Genomic DNA, 23,082 nt, shown 5'->3' with positions numbered 1-23,082 from the left:
ATCGTTGCTCCTGAAAGTGGGGGCGCTTCAGAAAGGTTTGTCGCCGATGATGGTCGCGCGCATCATTCGGCGTACCGCGGGGAAATAGTCCTGCACGGCGTAGTGCTGCGTGGAACGGTTATCCCAGAGCGCAATGGTGTTGGGCCTCCACTTCAGGCGGACCTGGTACTCGGGCACGGCGGCCTGGCGGTACAGGTACTGCAGCAGATCGAGTTCGCCATAGCGGAAATCGAAGCCCACGCGGAACTGCGCCTTCTCGCCGAAGTTCGCGAGATGCGTGACGAACCCTTCATTGACGTAGAGGATCCTTTCGCCGCTCTCGGGGTGCGTGCGTACGACCGGGTGCGTGACGGCAGGGAATTTCTTGCGGTTGACCTCACGTTCCTCCGGAGTCATCCGCGCGCCGAAGCCGGGCATGATGTCGTGGACCGCATAGAGTCCATCGATCCGCTCCTTGACGGCGTCGGGCAGGGCCGCGTAGGCACGTGCCATATCGACCCAGATCGTGTCGCCGCCGGCGTCGGGGCATTCCACGCAGCGCAGCATCGACGCCATCGATGGCACCTCGCGCCACGAGACGTCGGAGTGGTAGATGTTCTCGCGGCCGCGCATGTCCTTGTTTCCGCCGAGCAGCACCAGTTCGGGATGGTCCTCGTGATGCGCAAATACAGGATGGACTTCGAGTTCGCCAAAGCGGCGCGCAAGCTGGACGTGCTGGGCCGGCGTGATGTCCTGGTCGCGGAAGAACAGCACCTTGTGGCGCACCAGCGCCTGGCGCAGCGAGGCGACGGTGGCGTCGTCCAGCGGCGATCGCAGGTCGATCCCGTCGACCTCGACGCCAATCGTGGGCGTCATGCGGGTAATGGTGAAGCCCTGGTAGCCAGCCGTTTCCGGTGCGGCGGATGCATCCTTCAGTTGAACGGCAGCGTTGCTATGGATCATATTGTCTCCTCGCATAAGGTACAGGGTCGTGGGGGGGGGGGCGCGCCCGCCCCCCCCACGGCGGTTCGCAGCGTGTTCTCGCGCGCGTCAGTCGAGACGGATGTCGGAAGCCCGGATCGCTTCGGCCCAGTAGGCCTGTTCGGCCTTGACGACTTCGGAGAAGGCCGATGGCGTGCTGCCCTTGAGCACGATCCCAAGATCGACCATGCGCGCGCGGAAATCGGGGTTGGTCAGCGTGCGGTTGACGTCGGCCGACACCTTTTCCACGATGGCACGCGGCGTCGCGGCGGGCGCGAACATGCCCACCCATCCCTGCCGCTCGAGCCCACGCACGCCAGCTTCGGAAAACGTCGGCACGTCAGGCAGCATCGGCGAACGCGCCGCGCCGGCGACAGCGAGCACCCGCAACTTGCCAGCGGCGACATGCTGGCGCGCACTGACCGCGGCGATCATGCCGGCCGGAAGCTGCCCGCCCAGCAGGTCGTTGATCATTGGCGCCTCGCCCTTGTAAGGCACATGCGTGAGCGCCACTTTCGCGTTGCGTCCGAAGATTTCCATCTGCAGATGGCCGCTCGAACCCAGGCCATAGGAGCCATAGGCCAGCGGCTTCCCCTGCTTGCCGATGTATTCGATCAGCTGCTTCACGCTGTTCACGCCCAGCGAGGGCTGCACCACCAGCGCAAGGTTCGACGTGGCAAGCTCAGAGACCGGAGCGAAATCGCGCACCGGGTTGTACGGCGCCTTGCTGTACAGGCTTGGCGCCTGCACCATGCCGGTCAGCGTCAGCAGCAGCGTATGGCCGTCCGGATCGGCCTTAGCGACCATGTCGGCACCGATCATGCCGCCGGCGCCGGGCCGGTTGTCAACGATGACCGGCTTGCCCCACGCCTTGGCAAGGCCCTCGGCAATCTGCCTCGCGACCACGTCGCCGGTACCGCCCGCCTGGTACGGGTACACCACGCGCACCGCGCGCGAAGGGAACCCGGCCGCATTGGCCTGCGCCCTGGCATTGAGGCCGATGCCTCCGAATGCCGCGCCTGCCAAACCGAACCCCAACTGCTGCAAAACCTTTCGCCTTTGCTGCTGCATCTTGCTGTCTCCACTTTGTCATTGGTTCTGGCTGATTAGCGGCTGCAGCCGGCCTCTGGCGGGCCTGGTCATGCAGCCACGGTCCTGCGGTGCTGCTGATATCAGAGCGTGCGCGCGATGATCTCCTTCATGATCTCGTTCGAGCCGCCGTAGATCTTGCCCACGCGAGCATTCACGTACATGCGCGCGATCGGGTACTCCATCATGTAGCCGTAGCCGCCGTGAAGCTGCAGGCATTCGTCGATGATTTCGCAGCTCGTCTGCGTGCCCCACCACTTGGCCATGGCGGCGGTCTCGGGATCGAGCTCGTCGCGCAGGACCTTGGCCATGCAGTCGTCGACAAAGGCCCCGGCGATGACCGCCTTGGTCTTGCACTCGGCCAGCGTGAAGCGCGTGTTCTGCATGTCGAGCAGCGTCGCGCCGAACACCTTGCGTTCGCGCACGTAGTCGGCGGTCAGTTCCACCGCGCGCTCCATGGCGGACAGCGCGCCCAGCGCGATGATCATGCGCTCCTGCGGAAGCTGCTGCATGAGCTGGTAGAAGCCTTTGCCTTCCTCCGTGCCCAGCAGGTTCGAGCAGGGCACGCGCACGTCGTCGAAGAACAGCTCTGCCGTGTCCTGCCCCTTCTGGCCGATCTTTTCCAGGATGCGGCCGCGGCGGAAGCCCGGCAGGTTTTCCGTCTCAACCACGACGATCGACACACCCTTCGCGCCCTTGTCCGGGTCGGTCTTGCAGACCACGAGGATCAGGTCGGCCAGGTAGCCATTGGTGATGAAGGTCTTCGAGCCGTTCAGCACATACTGGTCGCCGTCGCGAACGGCGCGCGCCTTGATGCTCTTGAGATCCGATCCCGCACCGGGCTCCGACATGGCAATGGCCGCCACCATTTCGCCGCTGGCCATCTTCGGCAGCCAGTTGCGCTTCTGCGCTTCGGTGCCGTAGCGCAGGATGTAGTGGGCGACGATGCCGCTGTGCACGTTGGTGCCCAGGCTGCTCACGCCAGCACGCGACTGTTCCAGCGTGATGATGGCCTCGTGCGCAAAGGTGCCGCCGCCACCGCCGTATTCCTCGGGAATGCTCGCGCACAGCATGCCCATCTCGCCGGCCTTGCGCCAGATCTCGCGGTCGACGTGCTGCTGCTTCCACCAGCGGTCCTCATGCGGAACCAGTTCGCGCTCGATGAACTTGCGGATGGCGTCCTGGAACATCGCCAGGTCGTCGGTGATCCAGGGTCGTTGATTGAATGCCATATCCTCGCTCCGCTTCAATCAGGGACGGCCGCCGCCGCAGATCAGCACCTGGCCGGTGATGTAGTTCGACTCGGGAATGCACAGCAGGTACACCGAGCCTGCTGCCTCAACCGGCGTGCCCCCGCGGCCCAGCGGAATCATCGCCTCGATGTTCTTCATGAGCTGCGGATTCACGCCGACCTTGATCTCGTTGCCGCCGATGTTCAGCGTCGAGGTGTTTTCCGAGCCAGCGGTAGCCTCCGTGAGGCGAGTTTTGATCAGGCCGAACGCCACGCTGTTGACGTTGACCTTGTAGCGGCCCCACTCCTTGGCGAGCGCCTTGGTCAGGCCGTTGATGGCGGCCTTGCCGGCCGAGTAGTTGGCCTGGCCGGCGTTGCCCATCACGCCCGATACCGACGAGATGTTGACCACCTTGCGGAACACTTCCTGGCCGGCCTCGGCTTCCTTCTTGGCGGCTTCGCGGAAGTAGTCGGCGGCGGCGCGCAGGATGCGGAACGGCGCGGTCACGTGCACGTCCATGATGGCCGACCACTGTTCGTCGGTCATCTTCTGGATCACGTTGTCCCAGGTGTAGCCGGCGTTGTTGACGATGATGTCCAGGCGACCGAAGGTCTGCAGCGCGGTACCAACGAAGCGGGTGCCGAAATCGGCTTCGGTCACGCTGCCCACACACGCCACGGCCTTGCCGCCAGCGGCGACGATCTCCTGCACCACGGCCTGTGCCGGTTCCGCGTCCAGGTCATTGATCACGACGGCCGCGCCTTCGCTGGCGAGCTTCAACGCGATTTCTCGGCCGATGCCGCGGCCCGAACCCGAAACGATGGCGACCTTGTCGACGAGCTTGCTCATTTCCTGTACTCCTTTGCTGATCTGTTGATTGGTCCGGCTGCCAGATGCCGCGTCACGCGGCAAGGGCGATCAGTGCATCGCCCGACAGCTTGATTTCACCCGCCTGGTTGCGGGTCTCCAGTGCCACGCGCACGGTGCGCGCGGCGTCGTCCTTTTCCACAACCTTGCCCGTGCAAACGATCTCGTCGCCAACATGGGTGATCGCGGCAAAGCGCACCGAGAAGTTGTGAATGGCCTGCTGCGGCACCCAGTTGGTCAGCAGCCGGCCAAGGTAGGCCATCGACAGCATGCCGTGCGCGAACACGTCCGGCATGCCGGCCTTGCGCGCGAAGTCGATATCGACATGGATCGGGTTGTGATCGCCCGAGGCACCGGCGTACAGCGCCAGCGTGAGGCGGCTCAACGGTGGCGCGGTGAAGGACGGCAGCTCCGTGCCGACCGCGATCTCATCAAAGCGGAGGGTCTGCATGGCTGTCTCCTTAGCTGTTGCGCACGACGATGGTGCTGCGCAGGTCGGCGACCGGGTCGCCCTTGGCGTCGGTCACGCGGGTTTCACGCACCACGAACTCCAGTGCGCCGCCCTTCTTGTCATAGATGTCGGCCACGCGGGTTTCGAAAGTCAGGCACTCGCCCGCATAGGCCATGCGGTGGTATTCGAAATGCTGCTGGCCATGCAGGACCTTGCCGATATCGATGTTCAGCCGCTCGATCATGGCGCGCGGGTTCGGCGATTCCATTTCGAGGCAGAACAGGAAAGTGGGCGGTACCGGCAGATCCGGATAGCCCGCAGCCTCGGCCGCGGCGAGGTCGGTGTAGCGCGCGTCGGTCTGGCCCGTCGCCTTGGCGAAGAAGCGCAGGCGTCCGGCCTCCACGTCGACGGAATGGCGCGAGATCAGCGCGCCGATATGCATCTTGTCGATCATCTTGCTGCGTCCTTTGCGCTTACTGCTGGCGTTCGTACAGCGTCACCACGCAGGCGCCGCCGAGGCCGAGGTTGTGCTGCAGTGCCAGGCGCGCGCCTTCGACCTGGCGGTCACCGGCCTTGCCGCGCAGTTGCCAGACGAGTTCGGCGCATTGCGCAAGGCCGGTGGCACCCAGCGGATGGCCCTTGGACAGCAGGCCGCCCGACGGATTGGTGACCACGCGGCCGCCGTAAGTGTTGTCGCCATCGACGATGAATTTCTCGGCGGTACCGACCGGGGTCAGGCCCAGGCCTTCATAGGTAATCAGCTCGTTGGCGGTGAAGCAGTCGTGCAGTTCCACCACGTCGATGTCGGTCGGCGCAACACCGGCCTTCTCGTAGACTGAGCTCGCTGCGGCAGCGGTCATGTCGTAGCCCACCACCTTGCGCATATCCCCTTCGTCGAAGGTGCTGTTGCGGTCCGTGGTCATGGCTTGTGCGGCGATCCTCACGCGCGTGTCGAGGCCATGCTTGCGCGCGAACGCTTCCGTGCACAGGATTGCGGCGGCAGCGCCGCAGGTCGGCGGGCAGCACTGCAGGCGTGTCAGCGGGTCGAACACGGTCGGCGCGGCCATGACCTCTTCCAGCGTCACGGTATTGCGGAACACTGCGAATGGGTTGCGCGCGGCATGCTGGCGCGCCTTGACCGAGATGCGCGCGAAGGTGTCCGGGCGGATGCCGTATTCCTTCATATACGCACGGCCCGCGCCGCCGAAGAACTGGGCCGCGCGCGGCGCCTGCTCGTCGAAGCCCTGGACCTGCGCCATGGTCTTCGCAAAGCGCTCCATCGGGCCCGGTCGGTCGGTATAGGCGCCCTTGAGCGCGCCCGGCACCATCTGCTCGAAGCCGACCGCGATGGCGCATTCGATCGCGCCGCTTTCCACTGCCTGGCGTGCCAGGAACAGCGCGGTCGAGCCGGTGGCGCAGTTGTTGTTGACGTTGATGACCGGAATGCCGGTCAGGCCAACGCCGTAGATGGCGGCCTGGCCCGAGGTCGAATCGCCGAAGACATAGCCCACATAGGCCTGCTCGACCAGCGCGTAGTCGATGCCGGCATCAGCCAGCGCGGCCTTGGCCGCATTGGCGCCCATCACGCCATAATCATCGCTGGCGCCCGGCTTGGTGAACGGGATCATGCCGACGCCGGCCACTACCACTTTGTTGCTCATGTCGATTTCCTGTTGGGAGTTGAAGGAGGCGGCCGCTTCAGTTGACCTGCCGGGTGCTGTCTTTCCAGTACGGGGAGCGCAGATCGCGCTTGAGGATCTTGCCGGCCGCGGACAGCGGCATCTCGGCGCGGAACTCGATGCTCTTCGGGCACTTGTAGCCCGCGATGAACTGGCGGCAGTGCTCGCGCAGGCCAGCTTCGTCGACCAGTGCGCCGGGCTTCAGGACGACCACCGCATGCACGGCCTCACCCCAGCGCGGATCAGGCACGCCGATCACGGCACAAGACGCCACGGTCGGATGGCGCGAGAGCACGTTCTCGACTTCCGCCGAGTAGACGTTCTCGCCGCCGCTGACGATCATGTCCTTGAGGCGGTCGACGATGAACAGGTAGCCGTTTTCATCCATGTAGGCGCCGTCGCCGGTGTGCAACCAGCCGTCTTTCAACGTCGCAGCGGTCTCGGCGGGCTTGTTCCAGTAGCCCTGCATGACGTTCGGCCCGCGCACGATGATTTCGCCGACGGTATTACGCGGCACCTCGACGCCCTGCTCGTCGACGATCTTCACCGTGACGCCGTAGCCGGGGCGGCCGGCCGAGCGGTACAGGCCGCTGGTACGGCCTTCCGGACCGTGATTGACGGGCGGGTTGACGGAGACCACCGGCGCCGCCTCGGTCAGGCCGTACGCGTGGAAGAACTGCACTTGCGGCAGCGCGGCCAGCGCGGCATCGAGCAGGCCAGCGCTGATCGGCGAGGCACCGTAGTTGATGCGCTGCAGGCCGCTCAGATCATGGCTGGCAAAGTCCGGATGCGAGAGCACCGCCTGCAGCATGGTCGGAACCAGCAGGATCTCATTGACCCGTTCGCTGACCATGGTCTGCAGCACTTCCTTCGCGTCGAAGGCGGGAATCAGGGCATGCGTGGCGCCAGCGACGAAGAGCGTCACCGCCTTGGCCATGGCCGCGGTGTGGAACAGCGGGCAAGCGTGCAGCGTGATGGTGTCTTCGGGGCACGGATACTGCGCCATGCGCGAAATGGCCGACGACCACAGGTTCATATGCGACTGCATCACGCCCTTGGGCTTGCCCGTGGTGCCGCCCGTGTACATGATGGCGGCCAGGTCGTCGCCGCCGCGCTGCGCGTCTTCAACCGGCGTGGCATTCGCGATGAGCTGCTCGTACGACAGCATGCCGTCGGGCGTGGGGTAGTCGCCCGCATGGATCAGCACCGGCTTGCGGCTGGCGCTGGCGACGATGCCGGGCACCATCGGCAGGAAGTGGTCGTCGACGATCAGGATGCCGGTATCGCAATCGTCCAGCGAGTAGACGATCTCGGGCACGCTCCAGCGGGTATTGACGGGATTGAGCACGCCGCCGCCCCACCAGACCGACAGCATGTATTCGAGATAGCGGTCCGAGTTCAGCGCCAGCATGCTGACGCGGTGGCCTTCGGCCATGCCCAGCTGGCGCAGCGCGCCGGCCAGGCGCGCGACGCGGTCGCCAAGCTGGCGAAAGGTCTGGCGGCGGGTACGGAAGATAGTGGCCGTGCGATCGGGCGTTTGCTGCAGACAGCGATGCAGCCCCTGGGTCAGGTACATACTGCGAAGTCTCCGGAGTGCGTTGGCGGCGGGGCGGGCGTGGCGCCCCGCTGTAGTCGGCCACTTTAGGAGCCGCACTGTCGGCTGTCGTCCGTCGAAGGGAGGAAAATCCCGGCGGGTGCCGAATCGTTCGAAAGAACTACGACAGGCGTATCCGGGCGTGGAACAATCGCGTTTTTCCTGATTCCGATGGCCGATATGCGTAGAATTGATCACAAATCAGGCAAAACTGCAGTCAGACGCGTCGGATAAGCCATGCACAAAGGAGTAGAGGACATCCCCTTGCCTGCCCCCCCTCCCACTCGCGGGCTGGTGGCGTCGAAGCTCGTGCCGCCGGCCAGCGGTCCGACGACCCTGCCGCGACCGCAGCTCGTACAGGGCATGCTCGATGCCAGCGCGGCGCGGCTGATCCTGATCCGCGCGGCAGCCGGCTTTGGCAAGACCACGCTGATGCAGCAATACGCGGCCCAATGCGCGGCGCGCCAGCGCAGCACGGCATGGTTGCGCGTGGACGGCGGCGATAACGACCTCGAACGGTTCCTGGTCCACCTCGACGCCGGCCTGCAGGCCCTGAATGGCAAGCGCAAGGCCGCGCGCGCCGCCGCGCCCGCCGATGACACGACCGGGCCGCGGCTTGCGCACCGCATCATCGAACAGGTGGCAGGCGCCGTGCTGCCGTTCAGCATCCTGCTCGACGACTTCGAGACCGTACAGAGCGCGTCTGTGCTGAACTTCGTACAGCAACTCGTCGAAGCCATGCCGCCGTGCGGCACGCTGGTCATCGCCTCGCGCATCACGCCCGAAATCGGCCTGGGACGCATCCGGGCGCGCGGGCACCTGCTCGAGATCCACCCTGCGCAGTTGCGCTTCACGCTGGAGGAAGCCACCGCGCTGATCCGCGAGCGCTGCCACCTGCCGCTGCGCGACAGCGAGATCGCCACGCTGCACCGCTGCACCGAAGGCTGGGCCACCGCGATCTACCTGGCCACGCTGTCCTTGCAGACGCGCACGGACCATGCGGCCTTCGTGGCCTCGTTCTCCGGCACCAACCTCGAACTGGCCGAATACCTGGCCGAGGACATCCTCGCGCAGCAAAGCGATGCCTGCCGGTCCTTCCTGCTCGAAACCAGCGTGCTCGGGCAGCTCAGCGCGTCGCTATGCGACGCCGTCACGGGCCGGCAAGACAGCCGCGCGATGATCGATTACCTCGAGCGCGCCAACCTGCTGCTGTTCCCGCTGGACGGCGACCGCACCTGGTATCGCTACCACCAGCTCTTTGCCGGCTTCCTGCAGCACCGGCTCGACCTGCAACAGCCGGGCCGTGCGACGGACCTGCACCGCGCGGCGGCGCGCTGGTACCTGGAGCACAACCGACCCGTGCCGGCGGTGGACCACCTGCTCCAGGCCGGCTTGCACGACGAAGCGCTGCCCGAGATCGCACGGCAGGCCGATGCGCTGCTGAGCGCCGGCCGCGTCCGGTTGCTGGTGCGCTGGCTCGACCCGATCCGCCCCGAAGCGCTGGCGCGCCATCCGCGCCTGCGGCTGGCACGAGCGTGGGCATTGCTGCTCAACCGGCGCTATGCCGATGCCCTGCAGGCCGTCGAGGCGATCCAGGCGCTCGAAGCCAGTGAGGGCAGCGGGGGCAGCGAGCCGCTCGCCGTGGAGGCGGAAACCATCCGCTGCGTGCTGCTCGTCATGACCGATCAGGTTGACGCCTGCCGCCAGGCCAGCACGGTGCAGATCAACCGGCTGGGGCCCGACGACCTGTTCCAGTACTGCATCCTCGCCAACTCGCTCGCCTACAGCCTGATCTGCACGCACCGCTACGACGACGCGCGCAGCGTGCTGTCGCGCGCGATCCAGCGCGGTGCCGATGAGCGCTCGGTATTCATGCGCAGCATCGCCGATTGCCTGGAAGGCCTCATCGACCTGGTGCAGGGCCGACTCGGCAACGCGCTGGCACGCTTCCACACCGCATCTTCCCGCACGTGGAACGACACGAGGGGGGACGTCACCGGTGACAAGCCCGCGATCGACACCTCGTGGTCGCTGGCGCTGTACGAGAACGATGCTTTGGACGAGATGGCGCGGCTGCTCGCCGACGCGCTGCCCTACACCAAGGCCAACGGACCGCCCGACTCGGTAATCGGCTGCCATGTGCTGAGCGCGCGCCTGGCGCTGCTGCGCGGCGACAAGGAACAGTGGCTGCGCGTGCTGGCCGAACTCGAACTGCTCGGCCAGCAGATCAACGCCGAACGGTCGGTGTGCTCGGCGTGGCTCGAACGCGCCCGCGTGGCCACGCTCGAAGGCCGGCTCGAAGCCGCCGAGCAGGCGCTGCGCGCAGTCGATCTGTATGGCGGCTGGGAAGCACTCGATACCGCCGGCCATGCCAATGACATCGACCGCCCGTCGATCACGCGGCGCCGCCTGGAAATCGCGCAGGGGCAGCATGCCGTGGCACTCGTCGCACTGGACGAAGCCATTGGCGCCGCCATCGCGCATCAGCGCTACTGGCGCCTGATCAAGCTGCGCATCCTGCGCGCCGCCGCGCTCGACGGCCTTGCGCGGCGCGACGAGGCGCTGCAGGAAATCACCGAAGCGCTGCGGCTGGCCAGCCACGAAGGCTTTGTGCGCTCGTTCCTCGATGAAGGGGAGCGTGTGGCCATGCTGGTACGCAGTTGGGCTTCGGCATACCAGGCACAAGCGGCGGGCCTGGGCATTGCTCCGCAGTTCGTCACGCGGCTGCTGGCAAAGCTGCCGGGCGCGCCTGTCGCCAACGAAGCGGAACCCACTTTGGTGGCCGGCCTGTCGGACAGCCTCACGGCGCGCGAACTGGAAGTGCTGCAGATGCTGTCGGCAGGCCTGCGCAACCGAGCGATTGCGGAGAAGCTCTTTCTCTCCGAACTGACGGTGAAGTCACACCTGCGCAAGATCAACACCAAACTCGGCGCGCAGAACCGCACAGAGGCTGTCGCCATCGGGCGCTCTCGCGGCCTGATCCCGTGAAGCGCACAGGCCGGTCTGCGCACATTGACGCACGAACCGGCCTGGCAGGGCGACGCCGACGCCTCCCCACTATTCCGCATTGCACAATGCCTCATAAACTTGCTTGTCCAGGCAAGGATTCGCGCCCAAGCTGGAGGTGTTGAACAGGAGGACTTGTCATGAAACCCACCAACTTCGTCTGGCACTACACGGTCGGCACGAGGTTGCCAGCCATCTCCGAATCCGGCTTGCTGATTCCCGCAAGATCGCTGCACGCCACGGCGTCGCTCGGCGTGCTGTGGTTTTCGCGCCAGCAAACATGGGAGCCGTCGACCGCCAGGACCGGCTGGAAACGCCACCCCGCCGCCAGGACTGCCTTCCCCGAGAAGGACGGCGTGTTCCGCTTCGGCCTGCCCGCCTCGGATAGCCGTCTCGTGCCGTGGCCCGCGGTCACGCGCCTGGCCGATATCGACATCCCGGAAGCCATGGCCATGGTTTCGGCCGGGCTGCGCCGCGGCGCCAGCCCGACCGACTGGCTCGGCGTGGTGGCGCAGGTGCCACTGGCTGAACTGCGCTTCCAGCGCTGGGACGGCGCCACCTGGCGCGACGCACAACTCGACGAACTTGACCTCGCTGCGCTGTCTGCGATGCGCCCCACCGTGCCCCCCGAACACGGCAAGCCCCGATCCGTAGCTGCGGCCCGGGGCGGCGCAATGCATGACGTACACTGATCCGGAGCCGTCCGCGAGTCGCTTGCGCCACACCGCAAGCGCCCGCTCGCGCTGCCATCGCCGCAAAGCCCATCCAGTGGCGCCGGGCGCAGCGAGAATACGGCCCGATCCGGCTGGACTGACGCGCGTGCTCCGGCATTCTGCGGCGCTGCAAGCAGGTGCAGTCTTGACACCTTGGCACCTGCTTTCTTTAATGGGTAACACATATCAAGCCTGCCGCACGAAAGGCCCCACCCATTACATCAAGCCATGATGGAAAAAGGCGGCGTCGAAGATCCGCAGCGCAAGAAGGAAGAATTGCGCAGCTTCCTGTTTCTTACCGCGGTGATGGTACCGGTGCTTTCGGTCATCACCGTGGCCGGTTACGGCTTCATTGTCTGGATGAGCCAGCTCATCAGCGGCCCACCTTCGCATTGAGTCCGGAGCCACCTCGCCAGAGAGAGTGCATCCAGGGCAACCATAAAAAGGCTGCAATACAGAATTAAACGGCCTTTAGCTGGAGTTACCGCATGCCAGCTGCAAGACCCATTATCCCCATCGGGCCGGTCTCCACCGGCGAGGAATGGCATATCGCCGGGATCGTCGTGTACGCGCATCCTGACAGCGTGAGCCGCGTGCGCGCCGCCGTCGAAGCCATGACGGGCGTGGAGATCCATGCTGCCAGCGATACCGGCAAGCTGGTCGTCACCGTCGAAGCCCCCTCCTCCCGCGCCGTTGCCGCGCAGCTGACCTGCCTTCACCAGCTCGAAGGCGTGCTGTCGGCCACCCTGGTCTATCAGCACAACGAAGACGCCGAAGCCATGAACGAGGAGATCGACGATGACAGTCTCTCGTCGGGATTTCATTAAGCAGACCGCGATCGCCGCGACAGCGTCGGTTGCCGGCATCCCGCTTGCGGCCGACGCCGCCAACTTCGTCACCGACAGCGAAGTCACCAAGCTGAAATGGTCGAAGGCGCCATGCCGTTTTTGCGGCACGGGCTGCGGCGTCACGGTGGCCGTGCGCGACAACAAGGTGGTGGCCACGCAGGGCGACCCGCAGTGCGAGGTCAACAAGGGCCTGAACTGCGTCAAGGGCTACTTCCTGTCGAAGATCATGTACGGGCAGGACCGGCTCACCAAGCCGCTCATGCGCATGAAGAACGGCAAGTACGACAAGAACGGCGAATTCGCACCGGTCACGTGGGACCAGGCGTTCGACGAGATGGAGCGCCAGTTCAAGCGCGTACTCAAGGAAAAAGGCCCGACCGCGGTGGGCATGTTCGGCTCCGGCCAGTGGACGGTGTGGGAAGGCTACGCGGCGTCCAAGCTCTACAAGGCGGGCTTCCGCTCCAACAATATCGACCCGAATGCACGTCATTGCATGGCATCGGCCGTGCAGGGCTTCATGCGCACCTTCGGCATGGACGAGCCGATGGGCTGCTATGACGATTTCGAGGCCGCCGACGCGTTCGTGCTGTGGGGCTCGAACATGGCGGAGATGCACCCGATCCTGTGGACGCGCATCACCGACCGGCGCCTGAGCCACCCGAAGACGCGCGTAGCGGTGCTGTCCACCTTCACGCACCGCTCGTTCGACCTGGCGGATATCCCGATCATCTTCACGCCGCAGACCGACCTGGCGATGCTCAACTACATCGCCAACTACATCATCCAGAACAACAAGGTCAACAAGGACTTCGTCAACAAGCACACGGTGTTCAAGGAAGGCGTGACCGAAATCGGCTACGGCCTGCGTCCTGACCACCCGCTGCAGAAGGCCGCAAAGAACGCGGCCAATCCCGGCGATTCGAAGCCCATCACCTTCGACGAGTTCGCCAAGTTCGTCTCCAAATACGACGCCGACTACGTCAGCAAGCTCTCCGGCGTACCGAAGGACAAGCTCAAGCAGCTCGCCGAGCTGTACGCAGACCCCAACGTCAAGGTGATGTCGTTGTGGACCATGGGATTCAACCAGCATACGCGCGGCAGCTGGGTCAACAACATGGTCTACAACGTCCACCTGCTGACCGGCAAGATCGCCACGCCAGGCAACAGCCCGTTCTCGCTGACCGGGCAGCCGTCCGCGTGCGGCACCGCGCGCGAAGTCGGCACGTTCTCGCACCGGCTGCCGGCCGACATGGTGGTCACCAACCCCAAGCACCGCGAGGAAGCCGAGCGCATCTGGAAGCTGCCGCCGGGCACCATCGTCGACAAGCCGGGCTACCACGCCGTGCTGCAGAACCGCATGCTCAAGGACGGCAAGCTCAACGCGTACTGGGTGCAGGTCAACAACAATATGCAGGCGGCGGCCAACATCATGGAGGAAGCCCTGCCGGGCTACCGCAATCCCGCCAACTTCATCGTCGTGTCGGACGCGTACCCGACCGTGACGGCGTTGTCGGCGGACCTCATCCTGCCCAGCGCGATGTGGGTGGAAAAGGAAGGCGCCTACGGCAACGCCGAACGCCGCACGCAGTTCTGGCACCAGCTTGTCGATGCGCCGGGCGATGCGCGCTCCGACCTCTGGCAGCTCATGGAGTTTTCCAAGCGCTTCAAGGTCGAAGAAGTCTGGCCCGCCGAACTCGTGGCAAAGAAGCCCGAATACAAGGGCAAGACACTGTTCGACGTGCTGTACCGCAACGGCCAGGTCGACAAGTTCCCGATCAAGGAAGTCAGCACCGAATACCACAATGCCGAATCCAAGGCATTCGGCTTCTACGTGCAGAAAGGCTTGTTCGAGGAATACGCGAGCTTCGGCCGCGGGCATGGTCATGACCTGGCGCCGTTCGACCGCTACCACGAGGAACGCGGTTTGCGCTGGCCCGTGGTCAATGGCAAGGAAACACGCTGGCGCTACCGCGAAGGCAGCGATCCGTATGTCAAGGCCGGCACCGGCTTCCAGTTCTACGGCAACCCCGACGGCAAGGCCGTGATCTTCGCGCTGCCGTATGAGCCGCCACCTGAATCGCCGGACAAGGAATACCCGTTCTGGCTCGCCACAGGGCGCGTGCTGGAACACTGGCATTCCGGCTCGATGACGCGGCGCGTGCCCGAGCTGTACCGGGCCTTCCCCAACGCCGTGGTGTTCATGCATCCCGAAGACGCCAAGGCCATGGGGCTGCGGCGCGGTGTCGAGGTCGAAGTGGTGTCGCGGCGCGGCCGCATGCGTTCGCGCGTGGAAACACGCGGCCGTGACGCACCGCCGCGTGGCCTGGTGTTCGTGCCGTGGTTCGATGCAAGCCAGCTCATCAACAAGGTCACGCTCGACGCGACCTGCCCGATCTCGCTGCAGACCGACTACAAGAAGTGCGCGGTGAAGATCGTCAAGGTGTAGCCGCCCACGCCAACCTACAAAAGGAGACGCCATGATGCCGAGCCGATCCTGGGCACCGCTGCTGGCCTTGTGTACCTGGCTGCTGGCGGCATTCGCCATGTTCGCAGCCGCGCCCGCCGGCGCGCAGGGCGTGGTCGACGCCATGCGTGGCCCCACGCCCGTGGCCAACGAGACCAAGGCCCCGATCCTGTACCCGACCGAGAACAAGGATATCCGGCGCACGCGCAACTACACCATGCAGCCGCCGACGATCCCGCACAAGATCGACGGCTACCAGCTCGACAAGGACTTCAACCGCTGCATGTTCTGCCATGCGCGCACGCGCACCGAAGAGACGCAGGCCATTCCGGTCAGCATCACGCATTACATGGACCGCGACAACAATGTGCTGGCCGATGTCTCGCCGCGGCGTTACTTCTGCACGCAATGCCATGTGCCGCAGGCTGACGCCAAACCGCTCGTGGGCAACAGCTTCGTCGATGTGGAAACAATGCTCAAGCGCAAGCCAGGCGCCAAGAGCGCGGGCAAATAAACAACAAGACAGGTGCGCGCCATGCTGGATCTCATCAAGCGCTACTGGCGGACCATCAACCGGCCCAGCGCCTATTTCAGCCTGGGCTTCCTGACGCTGGGCGGCTTCATCGCCGGGGTGATGTTCTGGGGCGCGTTCAACACTGCGCTGGAGCTGACCAATACCGAGCAGTTCTGCACCGGTTGCCATGAGATGCGCGACAACGTCTACCAGGAACTGCAAGGCACCATCCACTTCACCAACCGCAGCGGCGTGCGCGCCAAGTGCTCGGACTGCCATGTGCCGCACAACTGGACCACCAAGATGGCGCGCAAGATGCAGGCGTCCAAGGAGGTCTGGGCCAAGATCTTCGGCACGATCGACACGCGAGAGAAGTTCCAGGAACACCGCCTGGTGCTGGCGCAACACGAGTGGGCGCGCTTCAAGGCCAACGATTCGCTCGAATGCCGCAACTGCCACGATTACCAGTCGATGGATTTCACGCGCCAGAGCCCGCGCGCGCAGGCCATGCATTCGACCTACCTGGAAAACAAGGAAAAGACCTGTATCGACTGCCACAAGGGCATTGCCCACCACCTGCCCGACGTGTCAAAGGCCGAGGAAAAATAGCGCGTGCCGATCCCCTCTCCCGGGCTCTCCTGTGATGGCATTGCCGGTGGCCCGGCGTTGCGGGCCAGCGAGCTGGCGTTCGCGCGCGGGGGGCGCCCGGTCTTTGACGGCATCGACTTCGGAGTCGGACCCGGTGGCCTGGTGCAGGTCATGGGTCCGAACGGCAGCGGCAAGTCTTCGTTGCTGCGCGTACTGAGCGGGCTGCTGCAGCCGTCAGGGGGCAGCGTCAGCTGGCTTGGCAGAGCCGTGCGCGCGGGCGATCCGGCCTACCTGCAGTCACTCGCCTACCTGGGCCATGCCGACGGCATCGATACGGACCTGACCGCAGGCGAGCATCTGCGCTACGCGGCGCGGCTCGCCGGCCTGCAGCAGTCGGACGAGGCGGTGCGCGCGGCGCTCTCCCGGCTCGGCATCGGAAAGGCCATGCACGTTCCGGTGCGGACGCTGTCGCAAGGCCAGCGCCGCCGCGTCGCGCTGGCGCGGCTGGCGCGGGTCCGGCGTGCGCTCTGGCTGCTCGACGAACCGCTCACCTCGGTCGATGACGAATCGGCCGCCCGCTTTCACGACCTGCTTGGCGAGCACCTGCGCGACGGCGGCATGGCGGTAATCGCCACGCACCGGCTGTTGCCCGGCGGCGGCGAAGTGCTCCAAATCGGCGGCGCGCAAGCGCTTGCGCCCGTCTGACCGCGCCATGCTCGCGACCCTTGGCGCCATTGTCATGCACGACCTGTCGCTCGCCTGGCGGCGGCGCGGCAGCCTGCTTGGCAGCGTGGTGTTCTTTGTCATCGCCGCGAGCCTGTTCCCGCTAGCCATCGGCCCCGAACCGCAGCAACTGCGCGCGCTCGCGCCGGGCATCCTGTGGGTGGCGGCGCTGCTGGCGTCGATGTTGTCGCTGTCGCGGCTGTTCGCTCAGGAGTACGCCGATGGCAGTCTCGACCAGTTGCTGCTTTCGCCGCAACCGCTGGCCTTGCTGGTGCTGGCGAAGATCTGCGCGCACTGGCTGACCAGCGGGCTGCCGTTGCTGCTGCTCACGCCGCTGCTGGCGCAGCAGTACAGCCTGCCCGCCGGGTCCGCGCTGCTACTGTCGGCATCGCTGCTGGTCGGCACGCCGGCGCTGAGCCTGATCGGCGCGGTCGGTGCCGCGCTTACGCTGGGCGTGCGCGGCGGTGCCGTGCTGCTATGCATCCTGGTACTGCCACTGTGCGTGCCGGTGCTGGTGTTCGGCGCGAGCGCGGGCGCCGCGGCCGATGCCGGGCTCGATGTGATGCCGCAGTTCTCGCTGCTGGGCGCGTGCCTGGCGCTGTCGCTGTTCCTGTGCCCGCTCGCCACCGCGGCGGGGCTGCGCATCGCCATGGAGTAGACGGCATGAGCCAACCGCTGCATCCCGCCCACGTTGCCAGTGACCGGATTCCAATGCGGCGATCGCGCTGGCTTGCGTTCGCCGCGCCGGTGCGCTTCTACCCGCTTGCCGGCAAGCTCGCGCCATGGTTCTTCGCCGCCGCCGCGCTGCTGCTCGTGGCCGGACTCTGGATCGGCTTCGTCGTGGCGCCCACCGATGCGCAGCAGGGCGAGGTCTACCGCATCATCTTCATCCACGTACCGGCCGCCTGGATGTCGATGTTCATCTACGTGGTCATGGCCGGCTATTGCGCGCTGGCGCTGGTGCTGCGCACGCGGCTGTCGTCGATGATGGCCTCCGCGCTGGCGCCGACCGGCGCGCTGTTCACCGCGATTGCGCTGTGGACCGGCGCGCTGTGGGGAAAGCCGACCTGGGGCACGTGGTGGGTGTGGGATGCGCGGCTGACATCGGAGCTGATCCTGCTGTTCCTGTATCTCGGCTTCATCGCACTGGAGGCCGCCATCGACGAGCCGCGGCGTGCCGAGCGCGCCTGCGCGGTGCTCGCGCTGGTCGGCGTGGCGAACGTTCCCGTGATCTACTTCTCCGTGCAGTGGTGGAACACGCTGCACCAGGGCGCGTCGGTCAGCCTGACCGCGGCGCCTTCGATGGCCGCGACCATGCTGGCCGGCATGCTGGTGATGACGCTAGCGTGCTGGATGTACACGATCGCCGTGGCGCTGGTGCGCGTGCGCTGCATCCTGCGGGAGCGCGGCGAAGCCGGCACGCTGGCGGCCGACCTTCGGGAGACTGCACCATGAGTGGATTCACACTGGCTTCGCTGACCGGTCATGCCGGGTATATCGCGGGCGCGTTCGGCATGGCGTTCGCGCTGATCGGCATGGAACTGGTCCTGCTGGCACGGCGCAGCCGCGCGAGCGCTGCACAGCGCGCACTGCGATGACGCCACGCCAGCGCCGCCTCGGCATGCTACTGGCCGCGCTGGCCTGCGCGGGTGTCGCGCTTGCGCTGGTCCTAAACGCCTTCCGCTCGAACCTGGTGTTCTTCTTCAGCCCGAGCCAGGTCGCCGCGCACGAGGCGCCGGCCGCGCGCAGCTTCCGGCTCGGCGGGCTGGTCGCGCCCGGCTCCATCCGCCGCGAGGGCGATGGCATGACCATACGCTTCATCGTCACAGACAAGGCGCGCGAGGTACCCGTACTCTACCGCGGCCTGCTGCCGGACCTGTTCCGCGAAGGCAAGGGCGTGGTGGCGCGCGGTACGCTCGACGGCAGCGGCACCTTCATCGCCAGCGAGGTGCTGGCCAAGCACGACGAGAACTACATGCCGCCCGAAGCCGCCGATGCGCTGAAGCAGGCCGAGCAGGTCAACCGCCGCATGGCCAGCCAGCTCGCGGAAGGCGAACGGGGGGCGCAGCGATGATCCCGGAACTGGGACACTTTGCACTGATCGTGGCGCTATTGGCCGCCATGGTGCAGGCTATGCTGCCGCTGGCCGGCGCCGCGAGCGCCAGCGCGGCGTGGATGTCCGTCGCAAGGCCCGCAGCGCGTGTGCAGTGCGCGCTGGTAGTGCTGGCCTACGTGACACTGACGCTGGCCTTCGCGGGCAACGACTTCAGTGTGCGCTACGTCGCCGCAAATTCGAACAGCGACTTGCCACTCGCCTACCGGCTGGCTGCCGTGTGGGGCGGACACGAAGGCTCGATGCTGCTGTGGACGCTGATGCTGGCGTTGTGGTCGCTGGCGGTCTCGGTCTTCAGCCGCCGCCTGCCGCTGCCCGTGGTGGCGCGCGTGCTCGGCGTGATGGGCGCAATCAGTAGCGGCCTGCTGCTGTTCCTGCTGTTCGCGTCCAATCCGTTCATCCGCCTGCTGCCGCCTGCGATGGCTGGCCGCGACCTCAACCCGCTGCTGCAAGACCCGGGCATGGTGTTCCATCCGCCGATGCTCTACATGGGATACGTTGGCTTTGCCGTGACCTTTGCCTTTGCCGTGGCGGCGCTGCTGGAAGGGCGCCTCGACGCCGCTTGGGCACGCTGGGCGCGGCCGTGGACCACCGTCGCCTGGATGTTCCTGACGCTCGGCATCATGCTGGGCAGCGCGTGGGCGTACTACGAGTTGGGCTGGGGCGGCTGGTGGTTCTGGGATCCGGTGGAAAATGCATCGTTCATGCCGTGGCTTGCCGGCACGGCGTTGATGCATTCGCTTGCCGTCACGGAAAAACGCGGCGCGTTCCGCGCCTGGACCGCGCTGCTCGCCATCTTCACGTTCTCGCTGAGCCTGCTCGGCACCTTCCTGGTCCGCTCGGGTGTGCTGACTTCAGTCCACGCGTTCGCGGTGGACCCGAAGCGCGGCATCTTCATCCTCGCTCTGCTGGGGCTGGTAACGGGACTGGCGCTGGCACTGTTTGCGTGGCGCGCGCCGCGACTCGCGCGGCGCACGGCGTTCAGCCTGCTGTCGCGGGAATCATTCCTGCTCGCCAACAACGTGCTGCTGGCCATCGCGGCCGCCACAGTGCTGCTCGGCACCCTCTACCCGCTGCTGGTCGATGTGCTGGGCCTCGGCAAGATCTCGGTGGGCCCGGCGTACTTCGAGCAGGTTTTCGTCCCGCTGATGGCGCCTGCCGTGCTGCTGATGGGCGCCGCGCCGCTCGTGCGCTGGCGGCAGGGCGAGTTGCCGGACATGACGCGCCGGCTGCGCTGGGCCGCGGCGGCCAGCCTCGTGATTGGTGCCGGGCTGCTGCTGATCCTGCGCAATGCATCCGCACTGACCGGCCTCGGCCTGCTGCTCGCGGCCTGGTGCGCAGCAAGCGCGGCGGCAAGCGTGGCCGCACGGCTGCGCAATCAGCGCGGACGCCGGCTGGCCGCGCTGCGGCAACTGCCTGCCGGCTTCTACGGCATGCTGCTGGCGCACCTTGGCGTGGGCGTGTTCATCGCGGGCGTGACGCTGGTGAGCAGCCAGGAAAGCCTGCGCGAGCTGCCGATGCGGCCCGGCGAGACTGCCGCGGTCGGCGAGCATGCATTCCGCTTCGGCGGCGTCAGTCCCGCCACGGGCCCGAACTACGAAGCGCTGCGGGGCACCATCGGCGTGTCGCGCCACGGCAGGACGGTAGCCACGCTGATGCCGGAGCGCCGCATCTACCGCAGCCAGGACATGCCCACCACCGAGGCCGCCATCGACAGCGGCTTCACGCGCGATCTCTACGTGGCGCTCGGTGAATCGCTCGGCGACGGCCGCTGGGCCGTGCGCATCCACGTCAAGCCCTTCGTCGACTGGATCTGGGGCGGCTGCGTGCTGATGGCGATCGGCGGGCTGCTCGCGACCTGTGACCGGCGCTACCGGCTGCAACGGCAGGCTGCCAGCGCCGTGGCACCGGAGGCGATTGTCCCCGAGCCCCAGGCGCCCGCACTGGCGCTCGCCGGCGGTGAGGAGACGCAGGCATGATGCGCTTCCTGCTGCCGCTCGCGGTGTTCCTGGTGCTCGCTGTGGCGCTGGCCGCAGGCTTGCGTCACGATCCACGCGAGCTTCCGTCACCGCTGGTCGGCAAGCCCGCGCCCGCGTTCGTGCTGCCGGTGCTCGAACAGGACGGCCACAAGCTCGGTGCGGCCGACTTGCGCGGCAAGGTGTGGCTGCTCAATGTCTGGGCCTCATGGTGCACGGCGTGCCGCGCTGAGCATCCGGTGCTGGTCGACTTCGCGGCGCGTTCGCAAGTGCCGCTATACGGCCTCAACTACAAGGACCACGACGATGCCGCGCGCGACTGGCTGCGGCGCATGGGCAATCCGTATGCGGCGTCGCTCGTCGACGCAGACGGGCGCGTGGGCATCGACTTCGGCGTGTATGGTGTGCCGGAGACCTTCGTTATCGACAGGAACGGCGTGGTGCGCTACAAGCAGGTCGGTCCGGTGACGCAGGAGGTGCTGGAACACAAGCTGATCCCGCTGCTGGAATCGCTGGAAAAGGGAGATGGCCATGCGTAGGCATGCGTTCGCTTGCGGCGTGATGGTGTTCGCCCTGCATGCCAACGCCGCCGCCCCTACCGACGCCGACCTCGACGCGCGCGTCCACGCGCTGTCGGAACAACTGCGCTGCCTCGTCTGCCAGAACCAGACGCTGGCCGACTCCAACGCCGAACTCGCAGTCGACCTGCGCCGGCAAATCCGCGAACAATTACGCCAGGGCGCCAGCGACGAGGCCGTCAAGCAATACCTCGTACAGCGCTACGGCGACTTCGTGCTCTACAAGCCGCCGCTCAAGCCGATGACGTGGCTGCTGTGGTTCGGGCCGCTGCTGTTGTTGATGGTGGTGCTGGCGGCCCTGTGGCGCGCCCGTTCGCGCCGCGCGGCGCCGACTGCTCCGCTGGACGACGCCGAACGCCGCAGGCTGGCGGAATTGCTTGACGAACCGCCACCGCAGCGGTCCTCGCATTCGATCGACACGTTGCCACCGCTATCGCCGCCATGACGACCTTCTGGTTCCTCGCCGCCGCGTTGATGGCCGTCACCATGGCCGGCCTGCTGTGGCCGCTGTTGCGCCAACCTTCCGGTGCGGCGGTGTCAGACCGTCCCGCGCCGGCTCTACGCGAGATCTACCGCGACCAGTTGCGCGAACTCGACACCGACCTACGCGCCGGCACGCTGAGCCCGGCGCGCCATGAGCAGGCGCGCGACGAACTTGCACGCCGCCTGCTCGACGACGCTGGCGAGCCAACGATCGCGGCCCGCAGCCAGCGTTCCTCCACGCTGCTCGCCGCAGCATTGCTCGCGCTGCTGCCAAGTGCGGCCATCCTGCTTTATCTGCATCTCGGCAACCCTGTCGCACTCTGGGATGCCAGCGATATGCACGCTCTCGGGGACGGACAGCACGACCTCAGCGTCGCGCAGGTCGAGGGCATGGTGAACCAGCTCGCGACACGCCTGCACGACAAGCCAGACGATCCCGAAGGGTGGTCGATGCTCGCGCGTTCGTACACCGCGCTGCAGCGCTATGACGATGCCGCCGCGGCCTACGCGAAGGCAGTCGCGCTCGCGCCCGACGTAGCGGCACTGCGCTCCGACTATGCCGATGTGCTGGCCAGCCTCAGCGGCGGCTCGCTCGAAGGACCGGCGATGGAGCAGATCCAGCGCGCGCTCGCGCTCGATGCCGATGACCCGAAGGGCCTGGCGCTGGCCGGGAGCGCCGCCGCCGAGCGCGGCGAAACCGCGCAGGCCATCCGTTACTGGGAGCGCCTCTATCGCCTGCTGCCGCCCGATTCGCAGACCGCCGCACGGGTCGCGGCAAACCTGGCCGCCGCGCGGGGCGACACCAAGGCGCCCGTTGCGACCAACGGCAGCATCAGCGGAATCCTCACGCTCGCGCCCGATGCCGGCCGCACGCCCGGCCCCGATGAAACGGTCTTTGTCTATGCGCGCACTGTGGACGGCCCACGCATGCCGCTGGCCGTGCTGCGCCGGACCGTGCGCGACCTGCCACTGCAATTCACGCTGGACGATTCCCTTGCGCTGACGCCCGAACGCAAACTGTCGGCGCAGGAGCAGGTCATTGTCGAGGCGCGCATTTCGGCAAGCGGCAATGCGATGCCGCAGGCAGGAGACCTCGTAGGCCACGCGGGCCCCGTGCGGATCGGCACAGGCGACGTGCGCATCGTCATCAGCGCCATGGGGACCGCCGCACGTTGACCCACCCGCCGCGCGCCACCTGGCAAGC

At 66.5% G+C, this 23,082-nt stretch carries 24 protein-coding genes; 16 read left to right on the top strand and 8 right to left on the bottom strand.

All coding sequences use genetic code 11. The features are described 5' to 3' along the window. Positions 1-27: 27 nt before the first annotated feature. The 8 genes from KHO41_RS15390 to KHO41_RS15355 form a co-directional block, all read right to left on the bottom strand. Positions 28-942, bottom strand: coding sequence for a TauD/TfdA dioxygenase family protein (locus tag KHO41_RS15390; protein ID WP_211954144.1), 915 nt, complete (start codon positions 940-942; stop codon positions 28-30). A gap of 87 nt (positions 943-1,029) precedes the next feature. Further along, complete coding sequence (locus tag KHO41_RS15385) at positions 1,030-2,031, bottom strand: Bug family tripartite tricarboxylate transporter substrate binding protein (RefSeq protein WP_211954143.1); 1,002 nt, start codon at positions 2,029-2,031, stop codon at positions 1,030-1,032. Between the two features lie 101 nt (positions 2,032-2,132). Further along, positions 2,133-3,281, bottom strand: coding sequence for an acyl-CoA dehydrogenase family protein (locus tag KHO41_RS15380; RefSeq protein WP_211954142.1), 1,149 nt, complete (start codon positions 3,279-3,281; stop codon positions 2,133-2,135). An 18-nt stretch (positions 3,282-3,299) separates the two neighbouring features. Beyond that, positions 3,300-4,130 carry an SDR family NAD(P)-dependent oxidoreductase gene (locus KHO41_RS15375; protein WP_211954141.1) on the bottom strand — a complete coding sequence of 277 codons (831 nt, stop codon included), beginning with the start codon at positions 4,128-4,130 and terminating at the stop codon, positions 3,300-3,302. 52 nt (positions 4,131-4,182) lie between these two features. Next, a complete protein-coding gene (locus tag KHO41_RS15370) occupies positions 4,183-4,599 on the bottom strand; it encodes a MaoC family dehydratase (protein WP_211954140.1) in 417 nt (138 codons plus the stop codon). Between the two features lie 10 nt (positions 4,600-4,609). Further along, positions 4,610-5,053 (bottom strand): MaoC family dehydratase N-terminal domain-containing protein, encoded by a 444-nt coding sequence (locus tag KHO41_RS15365; protein ID WP_211954139.1) that lies wholly within the window; start codon positions 5,051-5,053, stop codon positions 4,610-4,612. Positions 5,054-5,072: 19 nt separating this feature from the next. Continuing rightward, positions 5,073-6,260: a lipid-transfer protein gene (locus tag KHO41_RS15360; RefSeq protein WP_211954138.1), complete on the bottom strand. Its 1,188-nt coding sequence runs from the start codon at positions 6,258-6,260 to the stop codon at positions 5,073-5,075. 37 nt (positions 6,261-6,297) lie between these two features. Further along, the gene (locus KHO41_RS15355; RefSeq protein ID WP_211954137.1) at positions 6,298-7,854 is read right to left on the bottom strand and encodes a long-chain-fatty-acid--CoA ligase; all 1,557 of its coding nucleotides are present in this window, start codon (positions 7,852-7,854) and stop codon (positions 6,298-6,300) included. A gap of 282 nt (positions 7,855-8,136) precedes the next feature. Here KHO41_RS15355 and KHO41_RS15350 point away from each other — a divergent pair, with 282 nt between their 5' ends. The 16 genes from KHO41_RS15350 (at position 8,137) to ccmI (ending at position 23,054) form a co-directional block, all read left to right on the top strand. Beyond that, complete coding sequence (locus tag KHO41_RS15350; protein ID WP_244873856.1) at positions 8,137-10,860, top strand: LuxR C-terminal-related transcriptional regulator; 2,724 nt, start codon at positions 8,137-8,139, stop codon at positions 10,858-10,860. 158 nt (positions 10,861-11,018) lie between these two features. Continuing rightward, positions 11,019-11,570, top strand: coding sequence for a hypothetical protein (locus KHO41_RS15345; RefSeq protein WP_211954135.1), 552 nt, complete (start codon positions 11,019-11,021; stop codon positions 11,568-11,570). A 252-nt stretch (positions 11,571-11,822) separates the two neighbouring features. Continuing rightward, on the top strand, positions 11,823-11,987 hold the full coding sequence (gene napE / locus KHO41_RS15340; RefSeq protein WP_211954202.1) for a periplasmic nitrate reductase, NapE protein: 165 nt from the start codon (positions 11,823-11,825) through the stop codon (positions 11,985-11,987). A gap of 92 nt (positions 11,988-12,079) precedes the next feature. Then, positions 12,080-12,418, top strand: a complete 339-nt coding sequence (locus KHO41_RS15335) for a chaperone NapD (protein WP_211954134.1) — start codon at positions 12,080-12,082, stop codon at positions 12,416-12,418. Next, entirely contained in the window at positions 12,390-14,885 is a 2,496-nt protein-coding gene (gene napA / locus KHO41_RS15330; RefSeq protein WP_211954133.1) for a periplasmic nitrate reductase subunit alpha, read from the top strand. The genes KHO41_RS15335 and napA overlap by 29 nt, the downstream gene beginning before the upstream one ends. A 31-nt stretch (positions 14,886-14,916) precedes the next feature. Beyond that, positions 14,917-15,417 carry a nitrate reductase cytochrome c-type subunit gene (locus KHO41_RS15325; RefSeq protein ID WP_211954132.1) on the top strand — a complete coding sequence of 167 codons (501 nt, stop codon included), beginning with the start codon at positions 14,917-14,919 and terminating at the stop codon, positions 15,415-15,417. Between the two features lie 21 nt (positions 15,418-15,438). Next, complete coding sequence (locus tag KHO41_RS15320; protein WP_211954131.1) at positions 15,439-16,026, top strand: NapC/NirT family cytochrome c; 588 nt, start codon at positions 15,439-15,441, stop codon at positions 16,024-16,026. A 3-nt stretch (positions 16,027-16,029) separates the two neighbouring features. Then, complete coding sequence (gene ccmA / locus KHO41_RS15315; protein WP_211954130.1) at positions 16,030-16,710, top strand: cytochrome c biogenesis heme-transporting ATPase CcmA; 681 nt, start codon at positions 16,030-16,032, stop codon at positions 16,708-16,710. A 7-nt stretch (positions 16,711-16,717) separates the two neighbouring features. Continuing rightward, positions 16,718-17,386: a heme exporter protein CcmB gene (gene ccmB, locus KHO41_RS15310; protein ID WP_211954129.1), complete on the top strand. Its 669-nt coding sequence runs from the start codon at positions 16,718-16,720 to the stop codon at positions 17,384-17,386. A 5-nt stretch (positions 17,387-17,391) separates the two neighbouring features. Further along, the gene (locus tag KHO41_RS15305) at positions 17,392-18,183 is read left to right on the top strand and encodes a heme ABC transporter permease (protein WP_211954128.1); all 792 of its coding nucleotides are present in this window, start codon (positions 17,392-17,394) and stop codon (positions 18,181-18,183) included. Then, positions 18,180-18,326: a heme exporter protein CcmD gene (locus tag KHO41_RS15300; protein WP_211954127.1), complete on the top strand. Its 147-nt coding sequence runs from the start codon at positions 18,180-18,182 to the stop codon at positions 18,324-18,326. The genes KHO41_RS15305 and KHO41_RS15300 overlap by 4 nt, the downstream gene beginning before the upstream one ends. Continuing rightward, entirely contained in the window at positions 18,323-18,802 is a 480-nt protein-coding gene (ccmE, locus tag KHO41_RS15295) for a cytochrome c maturation protein CcmE (protein WP_211954126.1), read from the top strand. The genes KHO41_RS15300 and ccmE overlap by 4 nt, the downstream gene beginning before the upstream one ends. Next, positions 18,799-20,820: a heme lyase CcmF/NrfE family subunit gene (locus KHO41_RS15290; RefSeq protein WP_211954125.1), complete on the top strand. Its 2,022-nt coding sequence runs from the start codon at positions 18,799-18,801 to the stop codon at positions 20,818-20,820. The genes ccmE and KHO41_RS15290 overlap by 4 nt, the downstream gene beginning before the upstream one ends. Further along, entirely contained in the window at positions 20,817-21,356 is a 540-nt protein-coding gene (locus KHO41_RS15285) for a DsbE family thiol:disulfide interchange protein (RefSeq protein ID WP_211954124.1), read from the top strand. The genes KHO41_RS15290 and KHO41_RS15285 overlap by 4 nt, the downstream gene beginning before the upstream one ends. Continuing rightward, a complete protein-coding gene (locus KHO41_RS15280) occupies positions 21,349-21,840 on the top strand; it encodes a cytochrome c-type biogenesis protein (RefSeq protein ID WP_211954123.1) in 492 nt (163 codons plus the stop codon). Before KHO41_RS15285 ends, KHO41_RS15280 begins: the two co-directional genes overlap by 8 nt. Beyond that, positions 21,837-23,054 (top strand): c-type cytochrome biogenesis protein CcmI, encoded by a 1,218-nt coding sequence (gene ccmI / locus KHO41_RS15275; RefSeq protein WP_211954122.1) that lies wholly within the window; start codon positions 21,837-21,839, stop codon positions 23,052-23,054. Before KHO41_RS15280 ends, ccmI begins: the two co-directional genes overlap by 4 nt. The last annotated feature ends 28 nt before the right edge of the window (positions 23,055-23,082 follow it).

The sequence above is a fragment of the Cupriavidus numazuensis genome, assembly GCF_905397435.1.
Lineage (GTDB): Bacteria > Pseudomonadota > Gammaproteobacteria > Burkholderiales > Burkholderiaceae > Cupriavidus > Cupriavidus numazuensis.
The sequence above is the reverse complement of the archived record's forward strand: the minus strand, read 5'-3'. Positions and strand labels throughout refer to the sequence as shown.